The organism is Bacillus sp. ME78, from assembly GCF_903970865.1.
In the GTDB taxonomy this organism is placed as follows: domain Bacteria; phylum Bacillota; class Bacilli; order Bacillales; family Bacillaceae_G; genus Bacillus_A; species Bacillus_A cereus.
Genome location: NZ_CAJCKK010000015.1, coordinates 18,057 through 35,588 on the forward strand (window position 1 = coordinate 18,057; position 17,532 = coordinate 35,588).

Here is a 17,532-nt window from a genome sequence, read left to right on the forward strand (position 1 = left end):
GCTATCATATAAATGTATAAAACGTTTACTAATATAAGCGAAGGGAAGAATAGCATGTCACATTCAATCGAACAACTTTCTATCAACACGATTCGCACATTATCCATCGATGCGATTGAAAAAGCAAACTCTGGTCACCCAGGAATGCCAATGGGTGCAGCACCAATGGCTTATACATTATGGACTCAATTTATGAAACACAATCCAAATAACCCAACGTGGTTTAACCGTGATCGTTTCGTATTATCTGCAGGTCATGGTTCAATGTTATTATACAGCCTACTTCACCTATCTGGTTATGATGTAACAATGGATGACTTAAAGAACTTCCGTCAATGGGGAAGCAAAACTCCAGGACATCCTGAGTACGGTCATACAGCTGGTGTAGATGCAACGACTGGTCCACTTGGACAAGGTATTGCAACTGCTGTAGGTATGGCAATGGCTGAAAGACATTTAGCTGCTAAATATAACCGTGATGCGTATAATGTAGTAGATCATTATACATACGCTATTTGTGGTGATGGAGATTTAATGGAAGGCGTTTCTGCTGAAGCATCTTCATTAGCTGCTCATTTACAATTAGGTCGCCTTGTTGTGCTTTATGATTCAAACGATATTTCATTAGATGGCGATTTAAATCGTTCATTCTCTGAAAGTGTAGAAGATCGTTACAAAGCATACGGATGGCAAGTAATCCGTGTTGAGGATGGAAACGATATTGAAGCAATCGCGAAAGCAATTGAAGAAGCGAAAGCTGACGAAAAACGCCCAACGCTAATTGAAGTAAGAACGACAATTGGTTTCGGTTCTCCAAACAAATCAGGAAAATCAGCTTCACATGGTTCTCCACTTGGTGTAGAAGAAACAAAATTAACGAAAGAAGCATATGCTTGGACTGCTGAGCAAGATTTCCACGTAGCAGAAGAGGTATACGACAACTTCCGTAAAACAGTACAAGATGTTGGTGAAACTACGCAAGCAGAGTGGAACACTATGTTAGGTGAATATGCACAAGCATACCCAGAATTAGCAAACGAATTCCAAGCAGCAATGAACGGTCAACTTCCAGAAGGTTGGGAGCAAAATTTACCAACTTATGAATTAGGATCAAAAGCAGCAACTCGTAATTCTTCTGGTGCTGTAATTAATGCAATTGCAGAGTCTGTACCATCATTCTTCGGTGGATCTGCTGACCTTGCTGGTTCTAACAAAACATACATGAATAACGAAAAAGACTTTACAAGAGATGATTACAGCGGTAAAAACATTTGGTACGGTGTACGTGAGTTCGCAATGGGTGCAGCAATGAACGGTATTGCATTACATGGCGGTTTAAAAACTTACGGTGGTACGTTCTTCGTATTCTCTGATTACTTACGTCCAGCAATTCGCCTTGCAGCATTAATGCAATTGCCAGTAACGTATGTATTCACACATGACAGTATCGCTGTTGGTGAAGATGGTCCAACACATGAACCAGTCGAGCAATTAGCAGCGCTTCGTGCAATGCCGAACGTTTCTGTTATCCGTCCAGCTGATGGTAACGAATCTGTTGCAGCTTGGAGACTGGCTTTAGAATCTACAAACAAACCAACTGCTTTAGTATTAACTCGTCAAGACCTTCCAACATTAGAAGGTGCAAAAGATGATACGTATGAAAAAGTAGCAAAAGGTGCATATGTAGTTTCTGCAAGCAAGAAAGAAACGGCTGATGTTATCTTACTTGCAACTGGATCTGAAGTAAGCCTAGCTGTTGAAGCTCAAAAAGCATTAGCAGCAGACGGTGTTGACGCAGCTGTTGTCAGCATGCCATCTATGGATCGTTTTGAAGCTCAAACTGCAGAGTACAAAGAATCTGTATTACCAAAAGCAGTAACAAAACGTTTCGCAATCGAAATGGGTGCTACATTCGGATGGCACCGTTACGTAGGTCTTGAAGGAGATGTGTTAGGTATCGATACATTCGGTGCTTCTGCTCCTGGTGAGAAGATTATGGAAGAGTATGGATTTACTGTAGAGAACGTTGTTCGTAAAGTAAAAGAAATGCTTTAATGATTTCAGAAAAATCTCTCCGGCATGGAGAGATTTTTCTATGTAAATGAGTTTTTTCGACAGAAAAAGTTTTTTATCTCTCCGCAGTCAGACAATCATTGCAAATTTTCTTATATATAATGAAGAGAAAAGGTTGTCCAGATTGGGAGGGGAAAAATGAAAACGTATGAATTGTATTTAATTCAAGAGGATATTGCGAAATCTTATTTTGGTCGTGAATATTTGTTTTTTGATTTATTTGCTCGATTTTCAGAATCTGGGTCCCTTTCGGAGAAAAAAGTGTTATATAAACAAATGATGTATATAACAAAACCATTGCAAGTAATGAAAATTCATCATAAATTAGAACAAGCTTTGCGCGTTCTTGGTAAATATGATAGAACACATCATACACATACACTTTATACGGGAGCGGAGTACGGTGAAATAATGGTGAAACCGCACTATATTCGTATGAATACCTCTGGAAATGTCTCTATGGAAACGACTTTCTTTGAGGTGTTAAGAAAGTGTGAATTAACATTTTTAGCTATGGATTATGAAAATACAAAGTACGGATGGCTGAATCCTCTAAAACAAGTACGAACATATGTGTAAAAAATGTCGAATTGTATCTTGTCTTATTGAAAAGGTTTTAGTACACTGTAAGGTAGACAACATGAAGGAGGAAAATATATGCCAATTTGGTTAGGTATTCTAGTGGGCGTAGTAGCACTAGTAGCAGGCGTGGCGTTAGGATTTTTCATTGCCCGCAAATACATGATGAATTACTTACAAAAAAATCCACCAATTAACGAACAAATGTTAAAAATGATGATGATGCAAATGGGACAAAAACCTTCCCAAAAGAAAATCAATCAAATGATGAGCGCAATGAACAAGCAACAAATGAAATAAGCGCTAAAAGACACTCGCTAAGAGTGTCTTTCTTTTTGTTAGTTACAGTTTTTAAAACTTTTAAAAATTCTGTATTTTTGATAAACTGAAAACATCGCTCATTTTAAGGGAGGAGGAAAAAAATGAAAGTGTTTATGAATTTAGCGTGGTTTTTTAAACAAGAAAAACGAGCATACATAACCGGAATTATTTTATTATTTGGCGTTGCACTTTTAGAACTTGTAGCACCAAAAGTAATTGGAATCGTTGTAGATGAAATTAATGATGGAACATTGACGACCAATAAGTTACTAAATTGGGTTGTACTATTAGTAATTGTAGGTATTACGATGTACATATTACGTTACATATGGCGTATTATGATTTTCGGGTCTTCGTTAAAATTAGCTCGCCAATTACGAAAAAATTTATATGAACATTTTACAAAGATGAGTCCATCTTTCTATCAGTCAAATCGAACAGGTGATTTAATGGCACATGCGACCAATGATATTCAAGCGATCCAGCAAACTGCTGGAGCGGGTGTTTTAACGCTTGTTGATTCATTAGCTGTTGGGGGATGTGTACTCGTAGCGATGGGTTTTACAATTAGTTGGAAGTTAACATTGTTAAGTTTAATTCCGATGCCGATTGTAGCCATTTCGACAAATTATTATGGAACGTTATTACATAAAAGGTTTCATAAAGCACAGCAATCGTTTTCGGAAATTAATGATAAAGTGCAAGAGAGTATGAGTGGAATGAAAGTGATTCGATCGCTTGGACAAGAGAAAGAAGATTTGCAGGCGTTTCGAAAAAAATCAGAAGATGTTGTGCATAAAAATGTGTTAGTTGCACGTATTGATTCGTTATTTGATCCGACAATCGCTCTTATCGTTGGATTTTCTTTTTTAATTGCAGTATGTTACGGATCGGTATTAGTTGTAAGAGGTGAATTAACAGTAGGTGATCTCGTTACATTTACGACATATTTAGGTACCCTCGTTTGGCCAATGTTAGCGTTTGGATGGTTGTTCAATATTATGGAGCGTGGGCGTGCTTCATATGACCGTGTAGAAAAAATTCTTTCACAAAAATCAGATGTAGTAAATAGAGAAAATGCTGTACATACGATAGCGAGCGGTAATGTTTCGTTTGCCGTTGATTCATTTTCGTATAAGAAAAATGAACTGTTACATTTAAACGATATTCACTTTGATTTGAAGAAGGGCGAAACGCTAGGAGTTGTAGGACGTACAGGTGCAGGGAAAACGACTTTATTAAAATGTTTAATCCGTGAGTATGATCATTTTAATGGTGAATTAAAAGTTGGGGAGCGAGATATTCGAGATTTAACACTTCATGGTGTCCGTTCTGCTATTTCATATGTGCCACAAGATCATTTTTTATTTTCAGCAAGTATTGGTGAGAATATCGCCTTTGGAAAGGCGGATGCTACATATAATGAAATTACCCAAGCTGCAGATATTGCTTGTATTCATAATGATATCCTCCAATTTTCAGAAGGATATGAAACAGTAGTAGGGGAAAGAGGCGTTTCGTTATCTGGTGGTCAAAAACAGCGAATCTCTATTGCTCGTGCTTTATTAACAAATGCTGAAATTTTAATTTTGGATGATTGTTTATCAGCGGTAGATGCAAAAACAGAAGAGACAATTTTAAGTGCCTTAAAGAGGGAAAGAGCAGGGAAAACGACGATTATTACTGCACACCGATTAAGTGCAATTCAGCATGCCAATCTTATTCTTGTTGTTGATGAAGGTAGAATTGTACAAAGAGGTACACATGAGGAATTAATGAAGGAAAACGGCTGGTATAAAGAAATGTATGAAAGTCAGCAATTAGAAGCTTTAGTTGAGAAAGGAGGCGTATGATGGTAGAGAAGAAGCGAAGTGATTTAAGTAGATTGCTTTCTTATATGAAGCCATATAAAGGGTTGCTATCTTTAGCATTTATCTTTTTAGTTGGTGCGACAGTAACGGAAATGATGGGGCCTTTTTTAATTAAACAATTCCTCGATGAACACCTAGTACCGCAGGATTTTGAACGATCAGCACTCGTTACTTTATTTGTAATTTACATAGTTGCTCATTTATTAAAAGTATTATTTACGTATTTAAATCTATTGTACTTTCAGAACATTGCTTTTAAGATTGTTCAAGATATGCGAGTTGAAGTATATGAACATGTTCAAAAGCTATCATTAAGTTTCTTTGATCGTACGCCAATTGGTACGCTCGTATCTCGTATAACGAATGATACGGAAGCGATTAAAGATTTTTATGTCAGTGTATTATCAACATTTGTGAAAAATGTAGTCTTTTTAGTAGGTATTTTAATAGCGATGTTTTTATTAGATGTAAAATTAGCGTTATTTTCTCTCGTATTAATTCCGATAATGTTCGCGATTATGGTATTATATCGCCGGAAAAGTGCAGCTTTTTATTTAGAAGTACGTAATCAACTAAGCGTGTTAAATGCAAAATTGAACGAGTCCATACAAGGAATGAATATTGTTCAAGTGTTCAGACAAGAAAAACGTATGAGAAAAGAGTTTGAAGAAGTGAATAATAAACATTATAGTGCAGGGCGACGTACATTGAAGTTAGACGCATTACTTTTACGACCAGCTACGGATTTAGTACATATTGTAGCTATTGCTTTAGTACTAGGTTTATTTGGGATTGATGCTTTAAAGAGCCCTGTTGAAGTAGGAGTTTTATATGCTTTTGTTAACTATATACATCGTTTCTTCCAACCTGTAAATGAGATGATGATGAAATTGTCCTTTTTCCAACAGGCACTTGTTTCGTCATCACGTGTATTTCATTTAATGGACGAGAAAGATTTAGCACCGGTTCAAAAAGGCAATGAGAATCCTCAAGTTGTAGATGGAGATATTGAATTTAAAAATGTTACTTTTTCGTATGATGGAAAGCGTGACGTTTTAAAAAATGTATCATTTCACGTGAAACAAGGGCAAACGGTTGCTTTTGTTGGGCATACTGGTAGCGGAAAAAGTACGATTATGAATTTGTTAATGCGATTTTATAATCTTAAGTCAGGAAATATTGTAATAGACGGTGTAGATTTAGAAAAATTTGAAGAACGAGAAATTAGAAAGAAAATAGGACTCGTATTGCAAGATGCATTTTTATTTGCTGGAAATGTAAAGCAAAATATTCGTATGTATAATGAAGAAATTACGGATGAAGAAGTAAAAGAAGCTGCTCGATTTGTGCAAGCGAATACGTTTATTGAAAAGTTACCAGAGCAGTATGAAACAGAAGTAGTAGAAAGAGGTGCAGCATTTTCAAGCGGTCAACGACAATTAATTGCTTTTGCTAGAACGATAGCAACGAATCCGAAAGTATTAGTATTAGATGAAGCAACAGCTAATATCGATACAGAAACAGAAGAGGCTATTCAAACAGCGTTGCAACAAATGCGAAAAGGTAGAACGACGATAGCCATTGCGCATAGGTTATCTACAATTCAAGATGCAGATCAAATTTTTGTGATGCATGATGGAGAGATAGTAGAAAGAGGAACACATCAAGAATTACTAAGTGAGCAAGGTTTGTATTATAATATGTACTTGTTACAAAATAAAGGGAGTTTGCAAAAGGCCTTGTAAATACAAGGTCTTTTTTATTTTGTATACAAAATATATTTACTCTTTGTTTCTATAGCATAAATGTCGTGTCCTCTTATGAAACTTGTACATATTGTATGTATACGAAGTAAAAAAATTGATAGGAGATTTTATATGCAAAACAGATCGAGTTCAAATGTTACGTTTATTGATGTGTCTCATTGGGAAGGGAATATTGATTGGAATGCAGTGAAGGCATCTGGAATTCCAGCAGCGTATGCAAAAGCGACAGAAGGTGTAAATTACATTGATCCTACTTTTACTAAAAATGTACAAGCAGCCCGAAGTGCGAATGTATTAATTGGTGCATACCATTTTGCACGTCCAGAACAAAATGATGCAATTTCAGAGGCGAAATATTTTGTGAGTATATTACAAAGTAACCAGACAGACTTAATGCCAGTTCTGGATTTAGAATCACCAAAAGATCCGAGTAATAGTAATTTAACTGGTAGCGCTATATCGAATTGGGCAAGAAGCTTCATAAATTATGTGAAACAGGCTACTGGAAAAGATGTAATGTTATATACAGGAGTTTGGTATATTAATGAGTTCGGAATTAGCGGATTAAGTGATATTCCACTTTGGATTGCTAAATACTCGAGTACACCGCCTGCTGATGCTGGTGGATGGACAGCGTGGACAGCATGGCAGTACACAGATTCTGGACAAATTTCAGGTGTAGGAAATTGTGATGTATCAGCTGCAGTTTCACTAGAAGCTTTACAAGGGAATGGAGCAAGTGGTGGAGGGAATGTTTCTCCGCCTAATAATGCAACTCCAGTGTACGGGGTTGCTATAATTAATGGAGATAATGTGAATTTGAGAAGTGGACCATCTTTGCAGTCTAGTGTAATTCGCCAATTAAATCGTGGCGAAACATATGAAGTTTGGGGAGAACAAGATGGATGGCTTTGTTTAGGGACAAATCAGTGGGTATATAATGATCCGAGTTATATTCAGTATAAACATTATGTGGCGACTATTACTGGTGATAATGTAAATTTACGTGACGCTCCATCATTAAAAGGAAATGTTATAAGACAGTTACATCATGGTGAATCGTATCGAGTATGGAGTAAGCAAGATGGATGGCTTTGCTTAGGGACAAATCAATGGATATACTACGATCCAAGTTATATTCAGTATGGTGTACAATAGAGTGAAAATAAAAGGTGCCCCGTCAGAGGTGCCTTTTATCCCGCATTAACTGGCGGTAAGACCCCCCACCTCAAAATTCAGCGGAAGCAAAGAAGTTAGGGGGGATCAATTGCCAGTAAACGCCCGATTGGTTCAACTAATAATCAGTGGGGAAGGAACAAAACCCCCACTGATTAAAGTTTCACTTTATTAAAAATATACAACTTTTACAAAGTCTATATCGAAACCATAGTATACTATAGTAGATATATTTTAAAAAAATAATAGAAAATGAAATAAAGGGGTAAAAATATGAATTATGTGCTAATAGGTGCGGTTTTAATATTATTAGCTGTAGTATTTGTGCTGTTTTATAAAAATAAACAGTTAGAATCAGAGAGTCAGCAAGTAGAATTTGAAAAGAAACAAGCAATTGAAACGTATGAAAACGAAATTGCAGCTACGGTGATAGAGCATAAAGAACAACAAAATAATTTAAAAAATATGGAACAGAAAAAATACAATGATTTACAAGTAAGTGCAAATAGAGAAATTGAAAATATGCGTATGATGAAAAATCAATTAGCTATGCAACATAGTAAAGAACGTAGTGAAATACAAAATAAACATAATAACGAAATACATATGTTTCAAAAATTAATTGCAAATTTACGAGAATATACTAAAAACGGCGCTGAAATGAATACGTACGAAACATTACATTATATGAAGCGAGGATTCATAGAGCAAGGCATCATATTAGATGCTGAAATTGAAATCATGCCGAATGTTTTTATTAAAAATAATAGTGAAATAAACGATAATCGAATCCATCATCTCATCTTGTGCAAAACTGGTATTTATCTACTTGAGACGAAAGAATGGGAAGAGAAATTAATTCATGGTTTAACGAAAGAAAATGCTGGTATATATTCATTTATGATTGATGAAATGGGTAAGTATCAACAAGAAGTTGAAAAAGAAGAGACATTTGAATATATAGTAGGTAAAGATTCGTCAACTATGCAAGTGAAAAATGAAGGAAATCCAGTATATAAGGCGAAGAAACTATCTCAAATTTTATACAATTGTTTGAAAGAAATGCAGGCTAATAGTATAAAAGAAAAGGTAAAACCAGTTGTATATTTTTATAATGAAAATGGAAAAGAAATAATAGATCTTTCTAGTGAGGAAACACCTAGATTAAAAGATCGGGAGCAAATTGTAACGTTCTTCAGAAATGAAATCTTAGCAGGGAAAGTAGTATATACAGTGCAAGAATTAGAACAGATTCGAGAAATGATTAGCCGGATGAATTATATAGTGAGTTAAAAGGGGAGATCTTTCTGAACGCTATGCTACGTGGCATTTTGTATGTCTATTTTTGTTTGTATATAGTAATGTACATTCTATTTATATTCGTCATTGATATGGTCCATATACCCTTAAGTGTAAGGAGCATTTTTGTAGTATTCATACCATTTGTTTTATTAGTCATGATTCAAAGGGCTATTTTATATGTTTCTAAAAATCGTAATGAAGAAAAGAAGCAAATGTTGGGGGGGTAATAGTAGCACTCATACCATTAATAGTATGCACTGTACAACTAAGTGTAAATGAATATACATCAAAGTTTAATCAAAATAGATGGTTAAATCATGCAGATAAGCGGGTATATATGGTAGATGATCTATTACAAAAATATAAATTAATAGGGAAATCAAATGAAGAAATTATACAATTATTAGGGGCTCCAACGGAAACGAGAAGTGGGGAAGAAGGAGTTACCACTTTGTATTATCTTGGGACTGAACGTGGCTTTATTCCAATAGATAGCGAACAGCTTGTTTTCCAATTTGATAGAGATGGAAAAGTCATGGAATATACGGTGCATAAAGATTAAAGAAACGTAGAGGGAAGCTATATGTTATAGCTTCTTTTTTATTTTTCAATATGTCACGGAAGGGGGAGAAGGTTTTTGAGTGGAATAAGGAATGAAAGCGGAGGTGATGCATATATATAGATGCATTGGGTGATTATTAGTCCGATTGGTGAGGGATAATAATTAATAAGTACGGACAAAAACCCCACTCATTAAAGTTTCACTTTATCATATTGTATAAATGAAAAGGAGGTAAGACGGTGAAAGCAATCCCGACTGATGTCCTGAGTAAAGAATTGATGGAAAGAGAAGGAGTTATCTCTATTACAGTAAAGGAATTTGAAAAGATAGAAGTAGCTGGAGTGGTGGTCGCTGGTCCAGCAGTTATTTTGATTAATCAAGATTAAGTACATATCATTGAAATAAAAAGCATCCATCTAGGATGCTTTTTATTTGTATGTAAGGATAAATATGATGGATAATTGTGTTACTGGAGGGAAAGTCTGTGGCAATAATTATAACAATGTTAGTAATGGGTATTTTATTAGGATTTGTTGGAGCTGGAGGAGCTGGGTTTATTATCGCGATACTCACTTTAGTATTCCAAATTCCTATTCATGTTGCTCTTGCAACATCTTTAACTGCAATGGCATTTACGACATTATCAGGTGTTGTAAGTCATTACCGTGAAGGCAATGTTGCACTTATTATAGGCGGGATTGTTGGGGGATTTGGCGCAATTGGCTCTTATATTGGTTCTAAATTTGGTTCACTTATACCAGCACATCTTCTTCATTGGTTTACAGCTGGGATGTTATTTTTATCGGCAATTTTTATGTTTATTAAATTAATTATGTTCCAAAACAAAGAAAAGTCGTCTTTATATAAACATAAAGAGTTTTCCGTGAACTACTTGTTGAAATGTGTATGCCTTGGATTAGTTACTGGAATGATGGCTGGTTCATTTGGGATTGGTTCTGCACCGTTTATTCAACTTGGATTAATGGTTCTATTGGGACTTACGATTCAGCAATCTGTAGGGACAACAATGCTTGTTATATTACCGATTGCAATTGGAGGCGGGATAGGATATAGTTCGGAAGGATATTTAGATTATATATTGTTATTGCAAGTATTGATTGGGACCATGTTAGGGGCATACATTGGTGCGAAGTTTACAAATTATGCACCGCGAACGCTTTTGAGGTTTTCGATGATTATGACACCGGTTTTAGCTGGATGTATGCTATTGATGGAATAAAGTGAAATTATAATCAGTAGGGGGTTACTGCCTACAAATAGAGAGATAAAATTAATATAGCAAACTATTAATATATTTTACGAATGAATTATATAGGTAATTCATATTTCCCATATAAAAGGATTTGTTTTAATATTATGAGTGTAAAGTTCGAGTATTCGAAGTACTACTTGAATTATATCCCTATCCCTTTTCTAAAAATGCGAACAAGTTTTGCCCTATTCTATTCAATAGTTAATTGCATAGAAATATATTGTTCGATGACCATTATGGAACGTACATAATGGGAAAATCCCGATCCTTAAAGAGGATGCCCCTAATCTTCATGTGAAAATATGATCGGATATGAAAGCTGACCAATTTATGGTCAGCTTTCTTTTTGTTCGAAAATTATTTCTTCTTTAATTTCTGTTTGCAATAATACAGTTTTTCCGAAGCGACGTTTGCATTCCGCGCGCACTTTTTCAAGGGCTAGTAGTTGAGTAGTGGCGGGAACTGTGACAATAGCTTGGCGAGGTTTTCGATTTTCTTCACAAAAGACACATTCCACAACATAATTAGAAATCATATTTTCATCCTTCCAGTTTTAATTTCTAAGAAGGGATTGTCTATGAAGTTGATGTAACTTTTCGTCATTGTTTTATTATTTTCCTCTTTTTTTCAAGGGGAAAATAATAAAGAAGGCGAATTTTAGTAGGGGAGGGATGTTTATGGAGAGATGGATAGGTAGTGCAGCGGTATGTGTAAATGAAAAAAATAAAGTTTTAATGGTATTGCAGGGCAAAGAGGGAGAAGAAAAAAGGTGGTCTGTCCCAAGTGGAGGACTTGAAAAGGGAGAGACACTAGAAGAATGTTGTATCAGGGAAGTTTGGGAAGAAACAGGTTACAATGTGGAAGTTGTAAATAAAATATATGAAAAAGAGGGTATTACATACGGTGTTCCAGTGTATGTCCATTATTATTTTGTTAAACAAATAGGCGGTAATATGAAAATCCAAGATCCTGATGAGTTAATACATGAAATTGCTTGGAAAGGGATACATGAAGTTGAACAATTGTGTTTAGCTTTTCCAGAGGATTATGAATTGCTGTGCCAATATATAGATAAAGAAGCAAGTATGTAAATACTTGCTTCTTTAATGTATCCAAGACAAGAAAAGCGGAACGATAACTAAACTAGCGCCTGCTGTTAAAAGCATAGATAAACTTGCAATTGTTCCTTCCACAGGACCGATTTCGAATGCTTTTGATGTACCGGTTCCATTTGCGCTTGTTCCTAACATAATACCTTTTGCGATTGCTGTTTTAATACGGCAAATACGTATGAGAGAAGGGCCGAGCAATGCTCCTGTTAAGGCAGTTAAAACGACAAATACAGCAGTTAATTGTGACATACCACCAATCATTTCTGAAATAGCCATTGCGATTGGTGTTGTTACGATATGTGGCGCTAAACTATGTTCTAGTGATGAATCAATTTGAAAATAATTTGCTAGTAGTGCTGAAGTAATGACTGATAAAAACGAACCGACAATGACATTAAGTAAGATAGCCATTCCATGTTTCTTTAATAAATCAAAGTATTTATAGATTGGCCATGCAAAAGCAACTGTTGCGGGTTTTAATAATTCAGTTAACCAGTGACCACCAGATTCATATGTTTCATAAGGCGTATCTAATCCGAGCAATAAAGCAATTAAAATAATGGGACATACGAGAAGAGGAGAAAGTAGACTCCAATTCCAGCGTTGATACATTTTTTTTGATATCCAATATGTGAATAGTGTTAATAGTAAACAAAGAAATCCGATCATTGCGTTGATCCTTTCCGCTTTAGTAGCAATTCTGTTAAAAGTCCTGTAACTAAGGTAACGCAAAGAGTGCTAATCATAATAATTAAAATGAGATCGATTCCATATTGTGTTAGTGTATCTCTGTAACGTATGACAGCGACTGCAGAAGGGATGAAAAATAAAATAAGTTCTTTTAATAAAAAATCTGCTCCGTCCTGTATCCATTCTTTTTTAACTAGGTTAAATTTTAATGAAATTAATAATAAAAAAATACCGATTATACTTCCTGGAACTGGGAGGTGTGCCTGTTTTGCAATCCATTCACCTGTCCAAGCGAAACAAAATAGTAATAAAATTTGTCCGCTTAACTTCCACCATTTCATACAGTAACCACCTCTTTCTTTTTTTACATAAAAATTGTAAAAAAGAATTAACAATTTCTACTATACGTTCATTCAAAATATTTGTCTAATATATAAATTATATGTTATTAATATATTAGACATATTAATCGAAAGTGAAAAGGGTGTCCAAAAATGGAATTACGGCATTTGCAATATTTTGTTGTTGTGGCAGAAGAGTTACACTTTGGACGGGCGGCTGCTCGTTTACAAATGACACAACCACCACTTAGTCAACAAATACAGCAATTAGAAAAAGAAATGGGAGTTACATTATTTTCAAGAACGAAAAGAAAGGTTGAACTAACAGAAGCAGGAGAAATGTTTTTAAAAGAAGTAAAAAAGGCGTTTGAACAAATTGAAAAAGCAGTAGAAGTTGCACAAAGTGCGCAAAGGGGAGAAGTAGGATCACTTTCAATTGGTTTTGTAGGTGCGGCGATATATGATATTTTACCATCAATTGTTAGGGAATATAGAAAAAAATTTCCGAGAGTGTCTGTTGCATTACATGAATTGTCAACACCAGATCAAGTTCATGCACTTCATGATAACCGTATCGATATTGGCTTTTTACGTCCACCAATTCCAACACAATTATTAGAATTAGAGCCAATTCAAAGGTTATCTTGCACCTTATGTTTACCAAAGGCACATCCACTTGCAGAGAAAGATGAAATACATATAGAAGATTTACGAGATGAGCCGTTTGTATTTATTACGAGACCAGTATGGCCAGCTTTGTATGATACAATTTTATCTCTTTGCAGAGAAGTTGGATTTAGTCCGCGTATTGTACAAGAAGCAACAGAGTATCAAACAGTTATGGGGCTTGTAGCAGCAGGGATTGGAATTACAGTAATACCCGTGTCGGCAAATAAGTTATATAAAACAGAAGTTGTATATAAAGAGTTATATGATTCTAATTTTGTTGCAGAAATGTCAGTGGCTTACAAAAAAATGAATAGTAATCCAGAGCTGCTAGAGTTTTTAAAAATTGCAAGAGAGAAGAAAAGAATAGAAGTAGAAGATGAGCAATAGTAGTAACAGAATATGGATTTAATTCAAATCTATAAAAGTACACCTTATTAAACAATAAAGCGGAAATGCAACTTAAGTTGCATTTCCGCTTTATTGTTCTTTTTTTAGCTCGATACTAAATAGATAAACGTGTTCATTTTCTTTTAAGAGTAGATCAATACCTGTTTCTTCATCAATGGTAGGAACGCTTACAGTTTCTTTACTGGTTTGGATTACAGCAGCTAAAGTTGTTTTTTGATTGTATTTTAAATTTTTTATAGATTGGATTGTAGTAGTTGCAGAGCTATTTACGCTTGGTGGCGCTTCTTCAGGAACAAGTGTTGAACCACCTTCAATATTCAGATACCACTGCCTTTTTTCTTGTATATCTTTATCGAATTGGAAATGTGGTGGTAAAAAAGAAAGCTTTACTTTCTTTTTTGAAAAGTGTGAGGTAGCTATATTAGCAATTTCTTTTGTTTTTTTACCATTGTTATAATAATCAATTGTAGCATTTATTTCATCTTTATCATTTTTAAGAGTAACGTTATAAAACATGCTATTTCCTTCTTGAAAAGGAGTCATTTGTAAAATAGAAGCTTGCTCTTTTGTTAATTTGTATGGCTCAACAATGGCAACTTCATTGTTTTTTATTTGGCTACAACTTGTGAGTAATAATAAACACAAGATTGATAGTAATTTTATACGCATGCAATCTCCTCCTTTTTACAATTATATTCTAAATGTGATTTTTTATCATTTCGTTTTCTAGGACTAAAGACTTAGAAGAAATTCCGATTGTAGTGCGATGTTTAAAATGTCATATTTTTATACACTAGTAGTATAGAATGCGTATGTAATAAGGTAGGGGAAGAATTTTATGTCTTTATGTCGGTTAGCGAGAAAAAATATTAGAACATTTGCTACCAAAAGGATGAAGCAATTTATGTGGATTGCTATGAGTACTATGATTTTGTTTTTTATGATATCGTTACAATTTAATGAAGGAGCTATTTTGAAAGTAGGGGATGCATTTGTATTTCAAATGTATTTTTACACACTGTTTATTGTACTAATTTTCATATGTATTTTTACTACATATAAAATGATGTACTCCCTTTTGCTAGTGAGGAGAGAGGAGTTTACATCTTATGTAGCAGAAAATATAAAAAGAAAAGAAGTACTATGTTTATTATGTCAGGAGCAATTATTCATTTATGGAGCAGCGTTTGTTTTTGGATTAGTTAATGGGATGTTATTTTTAAAATTATTTACGGTTATCTTTATGAAAATCGCAGGGATACAAGGAGTAAATAGTGCGCCAATTACAATATATGCATTTGTAATTATTAGTATAATTATGATGACTGTCGTTTTAATAACGATGATGCAATGTTATCGATTTGTTCGAAGTTTAAAAGATGAAAATTCGTTGCGATTAAAAGAAAGGGCATGAGAAATCATGCTTTTTTCAATTTTACACATAAAAATAATCATGTTACAGTGAAAAGACCTGACAAAGAATGGGAAGGAAAGGTTGTATAGAATGACAAATGAACAATCAATTGTAAAAGTCGATCGGTTAACGAAGCGAATCGGCTCAAAGACACTTGTACAAAATATTAGTTTTGAAGTGAAAAAAGGCGAGGTTGTCGGTTTACTCGGACCAAACGGTGCTGGAAAAACGACTTTAATGAGAATGATGGTTGGTATGATCCGTATGACAGAAGGTGAAGTATGGATTGATGGTCAATCTGTGAAACAGCAATTTGAAAAAACCGCTGCGAAAATTGGGGCGGTAATTGAGACACCCGAATTTTATCCTTTTTTGAGCGGGTATGAAAATTTAACATATTTCGGACGAATGAATGGTAATGTGACCGAAGAGCGTATCGATGAAGTAGTGAAATTGTTAGGAATGGGACAAGTAATTAATCGTAAAGTAAAGGCATATTCACTTGGCATGAGACAACGTTTAGGAATCGCTCAGGCGCTTATTCACGATCCGGATGTGTTGGTACTAGATGAACCGACGAATGGATTAGACCCTAGTGGAATACATGAAATGAGAATGTACATAAAAAAAATTGCACACGAACAAGGAAAAGCTGTACTTGTATCGAGTCACTTACTTTCAGAAGTTGAATTAATGTGTGACAGAGTTATCATTATTCAGCACGGGGAATATGTGGCTACGCAAAATATTCAGCATAGTCAAAGTGAAGAGATGGAGACGATCCGTATACGTGTAGATGATGCGAATAAAGCAGCGGAAATGTTAGGGTATGATGTTTTAGTAAAGGATAATGAATTAATTATTAACGTAAAAGATGAAGAAATCCCAAATGTTATTCGTACATTGCTTGAGAAAAATATTCAAGTGTATCGTGTATATGAAGAAAGAAAAACGTTAGAAGAGCAATTTTTAGAATTAACAGGGGGAAAAGATATTGTTTAATTTAGTATATAACGAACTGTATAAAATATTTAAGCGGAAGCGAACGATTATTCCATTTGCGGTTATTGCAGTATTAATAATCGGATTAGGGTGGGTTACGGTAAAGTATTTTGAACCGGAAACAAAAGGATGGAAAGTAGATTATACAGAACGTACTGTAGAAATTGAGAAAAAGCTTGGCATGAAAAAAGAAGCTATTTTAGCAGAAAAATCAGGGGATGAGCTTGTAAAAGAATACCAGCTTAAGATGAAGCATTTAGATACGGATACAGCACCGGCAAGCAGTTCTCCACTTTCTTTCATGAGAGATACAGGTTTTATCGTATTTCCAATTTTGCTCCCATTTATCCTCGTGTATGCAAGTACAATTTTTGCGAATGAATATAGCTGGGGAACATATAAATTTTTAACAATCCGTCCGGCGAGTCGATTTAAAATTTTAACAGCAAAGTTTTTAGCAATCGTTATATTTGCAGCTTTATTGTTTATATTTAATATGATTTTCTCCGCTTTATGTGGACTTGTTATTTATAAATTCCAACAGCCTGCATGGAGTGAGTTTATTTTCCAAGATGGAAATATAATAAAACAAAATATTTTTGTGGAAGCAAGTAAATATTATGTTTTATCGTGGTTACCAACGGTTGTGTACGCATCGTTTGCATTTATGATTTCTGTGTTAACGAGATCTAGTGGAGGTGCAATTGGTATTTCACTATTCCTTGCTTTATCAGGCAATATTGCGTTATTAGCAGCCACTAGATATAACTGGGCGAAATATTTATTGCCAGCAAACACAGATTTATATAGTATTTCAAAGAATGGAAGTTTTATTGATGGAGTAACATTCCCGTTTGCATCATGTATGTTGCTACTTTATTTGTTCGTATTTTTATGTATTTCATATACTGTGTTTTTAAAACGTGATTTAACTTAATAAGAAAAGCCGTTCAGGGTGCTGAGATGCACTTTG

Annotated in this window: 18 protein-coding genes and 1 pseudogene; 15 read left to right on the forward strand and 4 right to left on the reverse strand. The window is 34.7% G+C overall.

Translation table 11 applies throughout. The annotated features are described in order from the left end of the window. Nucleotides 1–54 precede the first annotated feature (54 nt). From tkt to H6481_RS17090, 10 genes and pseudogenes are all read left to right on the forward strand, one after another. Nucleotides 55–2,055 carry a transketolase gene (gene tkt / locus H6481_RS17045; RefSeq protein WP_016512442.1) on the forward strand — a complete coding sequence of 667 codons (2,001 nt, stop codon included), beginning with the start codon at nucleotides 55–57 and terminating at the stop codon, nucleotides 2,053–2,055. 156 nt (nucleotides 2,056–2,211) lie between these two features. After that, nucleotides 2,212–2,652 (forward strand): sporulation inhibitor of replication protein SirA, encoded by a 441-nt coding sequence (gene sirA, locus H6481_RS17050; protein WP_000860652.1) that lies wholly within the window; start codon nucleotides 2,212–2,214, stop codon nucleotides 2,650–2,652. A gap of 78 nt (nucleotides 2,653–2,730) precedes the next feature. Then, entirely contained in the window at nucleotides 2,731–2,952 is a 222-nt protein-coding gene (locus H6481_RS17055; protein ID WP_001123317.1) for a YneF family protein, read from the forward strand. 122 nt (nucleotides 2,953–3,074) lie between these two features. Further along, nucleotides 3,075–4,826, forward strand: a complete 1,752-nt coding sequence (locus tag H6481_RS17060; RefSeq protein ID WP_023522787.1) for an ABC transporter transmembrane domain-containing protein — start codon at nucleotides 3,075–3,077, stop codon at nucleotides 4,824–4,826. After that, nucleotides 4,826–6,589: an ABC transporter ATP-binding protein gene (locus H6481_RS17065; RefSeq protein WP_023522786.1), complete on the forward strand. Its 1,764-nt coding sequence runs from the start codon at nucleotides 4,826–4,828 to the stop codon at nucleotides 6,587–6,589. Before H6481_RS17060 ends, H6481_RS17065 begins: the two co-directional genes overlap by 1 nt. A 132-nt stretch (nucleotides 6,590–6,721) precedes the next feature. Next, entirely contained in the window at nucleotides 6,722–7,768 is a 1,047-nt protein-coding gene (locus H6481_RS17070; protein WP_001181402.1) for a GH25 family lysozyme, read from the forward strand. 291 nt (nucleotides 7,769–8,059) lie between these two features. After that, nucleotides 8,060–9,079: an NERD domain-containing protein gene (locus H6481_RS17075; RefSeq protein ID WP_063548385.1), complete on the forward strand. Its 1,020-nt coding sequence runs from the start codon at nucleotides 8,060–8,062 to the stop codon at nucleotides 9,077–9,079. A 23-nt stretch (nucleotides 9,080–9,102) separates the two neighbouring features. Continuing rightward, nucleotides 9,103–9,650, forward strand: a pseudogene (locus H6481_RS17080) (hypothetical protein). A 239-nt stretch (nucleotides 9,651–9,889) separates the two neighbouring features. Continuing rightward, on the forward strand, nucleotides 9,890–10,036 hold the full coding sequence (locus tag H6481_RS17085) for a BC1881 family protein (RefSeq protein WP_000644411.1): 147 nt from the start codon (nucleotides 9,890–9,892) through the stop codon (nucleotides 10,034–10,036). A 98-nt stretch (nucleotides 10,037–10,134) separates the two neighbouring features. After that, complete coding sequence (locus tag H6481_RS17090; RefSeq protein ID WP_000974667.1) at nucleotides 10,135–10,890, forward strand: sulfite exporter TauE/SafE family protein; 756 nt, start codon at nucleotides 10,135–10,137, stop codon at nucleotides 10,888–10,890. A 367-nt stretch (nucleotides 10,891–11,257) separates the two neighbouring features. Here H6481_RS17090 and H6481_RS17095 read toward each other — a convergent pair whose 3' ends face one another. Beyond that, entirely contained in the window at nucleotides 11,258–11,458 is a 201-nt protein-coding gene (locus H6481_RS17095; RefSeq protein ID WP_000625226.1) for a DUF3903 domain-containing protein, read from the reverse strand. 142 nt (nucleotides 11,459–11,600) lie between these two features. Here H6481_RS17095 and H6481_RS17100 point away from each other — a divergent pair, with 142 nt between their 5' ends. Continuing rightward, a complete protein-coding gene (locus H6481_RS17100; protein WP_097961048.1) occupies nucleotides 11,601–12,014 on the forward strand; it encodes an NUDIX hydrolase in 414 nt (137 codons plus the stop codon). A 12-nt stretch (nucleotides 12,015–12,026) separates the two neighbouring features. On the opposite strand, the gene H6481_RS17105 is transcribed toward H6481_RS17100, so the two are convergent. Together H6481_RS17105 and H6481_RS17110 are read right to left on the reverse strand one after the other, a co-directional pair. Next, the gene (locus H6481_RS17105) at nucleotides 12,027–12,704 is read right to left on the reverse strand and encodes an LrgB family protein (RefSeq protein WP_000578954.1); all 678 of its coding nucleotides are present in this window, start codon (nucleotides 12,702–12,704) and stop codon (nucleotides 12,027–12,029) included. Then, nucleotides 12,701–13,066 (reverse strand): CidA/LrgA family holin-like protein, encoded by a 366-nt coding sequence (locus H6481_RS17110; RefSeq protein ID WP_000872365.1) that lies wholly within the window; start codon nucleotides 13,064–13,066, stop codon nucleotides 12,701–12,703. The genes H6481_RS17105 and H6481_RS17110 overlap by 4 nt, the downstream gene beginning before the upstream one ends. Before the next feature lie 153 nt (nucleotides 13,067–13,219). Between H6481_RS17110 and alsR the strand changes: the two genes are divergently transcribed. Beyond that, nucleotides 13,220–14,122: an acetoin biosynthesis transcriptional regulator AlsR gene (alsR, locus tag H6481_RS17115; RefSeq protein WP_000423235.1), complete on the forward strand. Its 903-nt coding sequence runs from the start codon at nucleotides 13,220–13,222 to the stop codon at nucleotides 14,120–14,122. A 90-nt stretch (nucleotides 14,123–14,212) separates the two neighbouring features. Here alsR and H6481_RS17120 read toward each other — a convergent pair whose 3' ends face one another. After that, entirely contained in the window at nucleotides 14,213–14,812 is a 600-nt protein-coding gene (locus tag H6481_RS17120) for a hypothetical protein (protein WP_023522779.1), read from the reverse strand. Between the two features lie 169 nt (nucleotides 14,813–14,981). Here H6481_RS17120 and H6481_RS17125 point away from each other — a divergent pair, with 169 nt between their 5' ends. The 3 genes from H6481_RS17125 (at nucleotide 14,982) to H6481_RS17135 (ending at nucleotide 17,496) form a co-directional block, all read left to right on the forward strand. Then, nucleotides 14,982–15,557, forward strand: coding sequence for an ABC transporter permease (locus tag H6481_RS17125; protein ID WP_097961049.1), 576 nt, complete (start codon nucleotides 14,982–14,984; stop codon nucleotides 15,555–15,557). 90 nt (nucleotides 15,558–15,647) lie between these two features. Next, the gene (locus tag H6481_RS17130) at nucleotides 15,648–16,559 is read left to right on the forward strand and encodes an ABC transporter ATP-binding protein (RefSeq protein WP_182812457.1); all 912 of its coding nucleotides are present in this window, start codon (nucleotides 15,648–15,650) and stop codon (nucleotides 16,557–16,559) included. Beyond that, entirely contained in the window at nucleotides 16,552–17,496 is a 945-nt protein-coding gene (locus tag H6481_RS17135; RefSeq protein WP_000482759.1) for an ABC transporter permease subunit, read from the forward strand. Before H6481_RS17130 ends, H6481_RS17135 begins: the two co-directional genes overlap by 8 nt. Nucleotides 17,497–17,532 lie beyond the last annotated feature (36 nt).

What these genes read in the sequence shown, in the direction of transcription:
- tkt (WP_016512442.1), top strand. Translation starts at nt 55, where the DNA reads ATGTCACATTCAATCGAACAACTTTCTATCAACACGATTCGCACATTA.
- sirA (WP_000860652.1), top strand. Translation starts at nt 2,212, where the DNA reads ATGAAAACGTATGAATTGTATTTAATTCAAGAGGATATTGCGAAATCT.
- H6481_RS17055 (WP_001123317.1), top strand. Translation starts at nt 2,731, where the DNA reads ATGCCAATTTGGTTAGGTATTCTAGTGGGCGTAGTAGCACTAGTAGCA.
- H6481_RS17060 (WP_023522787.1), top strand. Translation starts at nt 3,075, where the DNA reads ATGAAAGTGTTTATGAATTTAGCGTGGTTTTTTAAACAAGAAAAACGA.
- H6481_RS17065 (WP_023522786.1), top strand. Translation starts at nt 4,826, where the DNA reads ATGGTAGAGAAGAAGCGAAGTGATTTAAGTAGATTGCTTTCTTATATG.
- H6481_RS17070 (WP_001181402.1), top strand. Translation starts at nt 6,722, where the DNA reads ATGCAAAACAGATCGAGTTCAAATGTTACGTTTATTGATGTGTCTCAT.
- H6481_RS17075 (WP_063548385.1), top strand. Translation starts at nt 8,060, where the DNA reads ATGAATTATGTGCTAATAGGTGCGGTTTTAATATTATTAGCTGTAGTA.
- H6481_RS17095 (WP_000625226.1), bottom strand. Translation starts at nt 11,458, where the DNA reads ATGATTTCTAATTATGTTGTGGAATGTGTCTTTTGTGAAGAAAATCGA.
- H6481_RS17100 (WP_097961048.1), top strand. Translation starts at nt 11,601, where the DNA reads ATGGAGAGATGGATAGGTAGTGCAGCGGTATGTGTAAATGAAAAAAAT.
- H6481_RS17105 (WP_000578954.1), bottom strand. Translation starts at nt 12,704, where the DNA reads ATGATCGGATTTCTTTGTTTACTATTAACACTATTCACATATTGGATA.
- H6481_RS17110 (WP_000872365.1), bottom strand. Translation starts at nt 13,066, where the DNA reads ATGAAATGGTGGAAGTTAAGCGGACAAATTTTATTACTATTTTGTTTC.
- alsR (WP_000423235.1), top strand. Translation starts at nt 13,220, where the DNA reads ATGGAATTACGGCATTTGCAATATTTTGTTGTTGTGGCAGAAGAGTTA.
- H6481_RS17120 (WP_023522779.1), bottom strand. Translation starts at nt 14,812, where the DNA reads ATGCGTATAAAATTACTATCAATCTTGTGTTTATTATTACTCACAAGT.
- H6481_RS17125 (WP_097961049.1), top strand. Translation starts at nt 14,982, where the DNA reads ATGTCTTTATGTCGGTTAGCGAGAAAAAATATTAGAACATTTGCTACC.
- H6481_RS17130 (WP_182812457.1), top strand. Translation starts at nt 15,648, where the DNA reads ATGACAAATGAACAATCAATTGTAAAAGTCGATCGGTTAACGAAGCGA.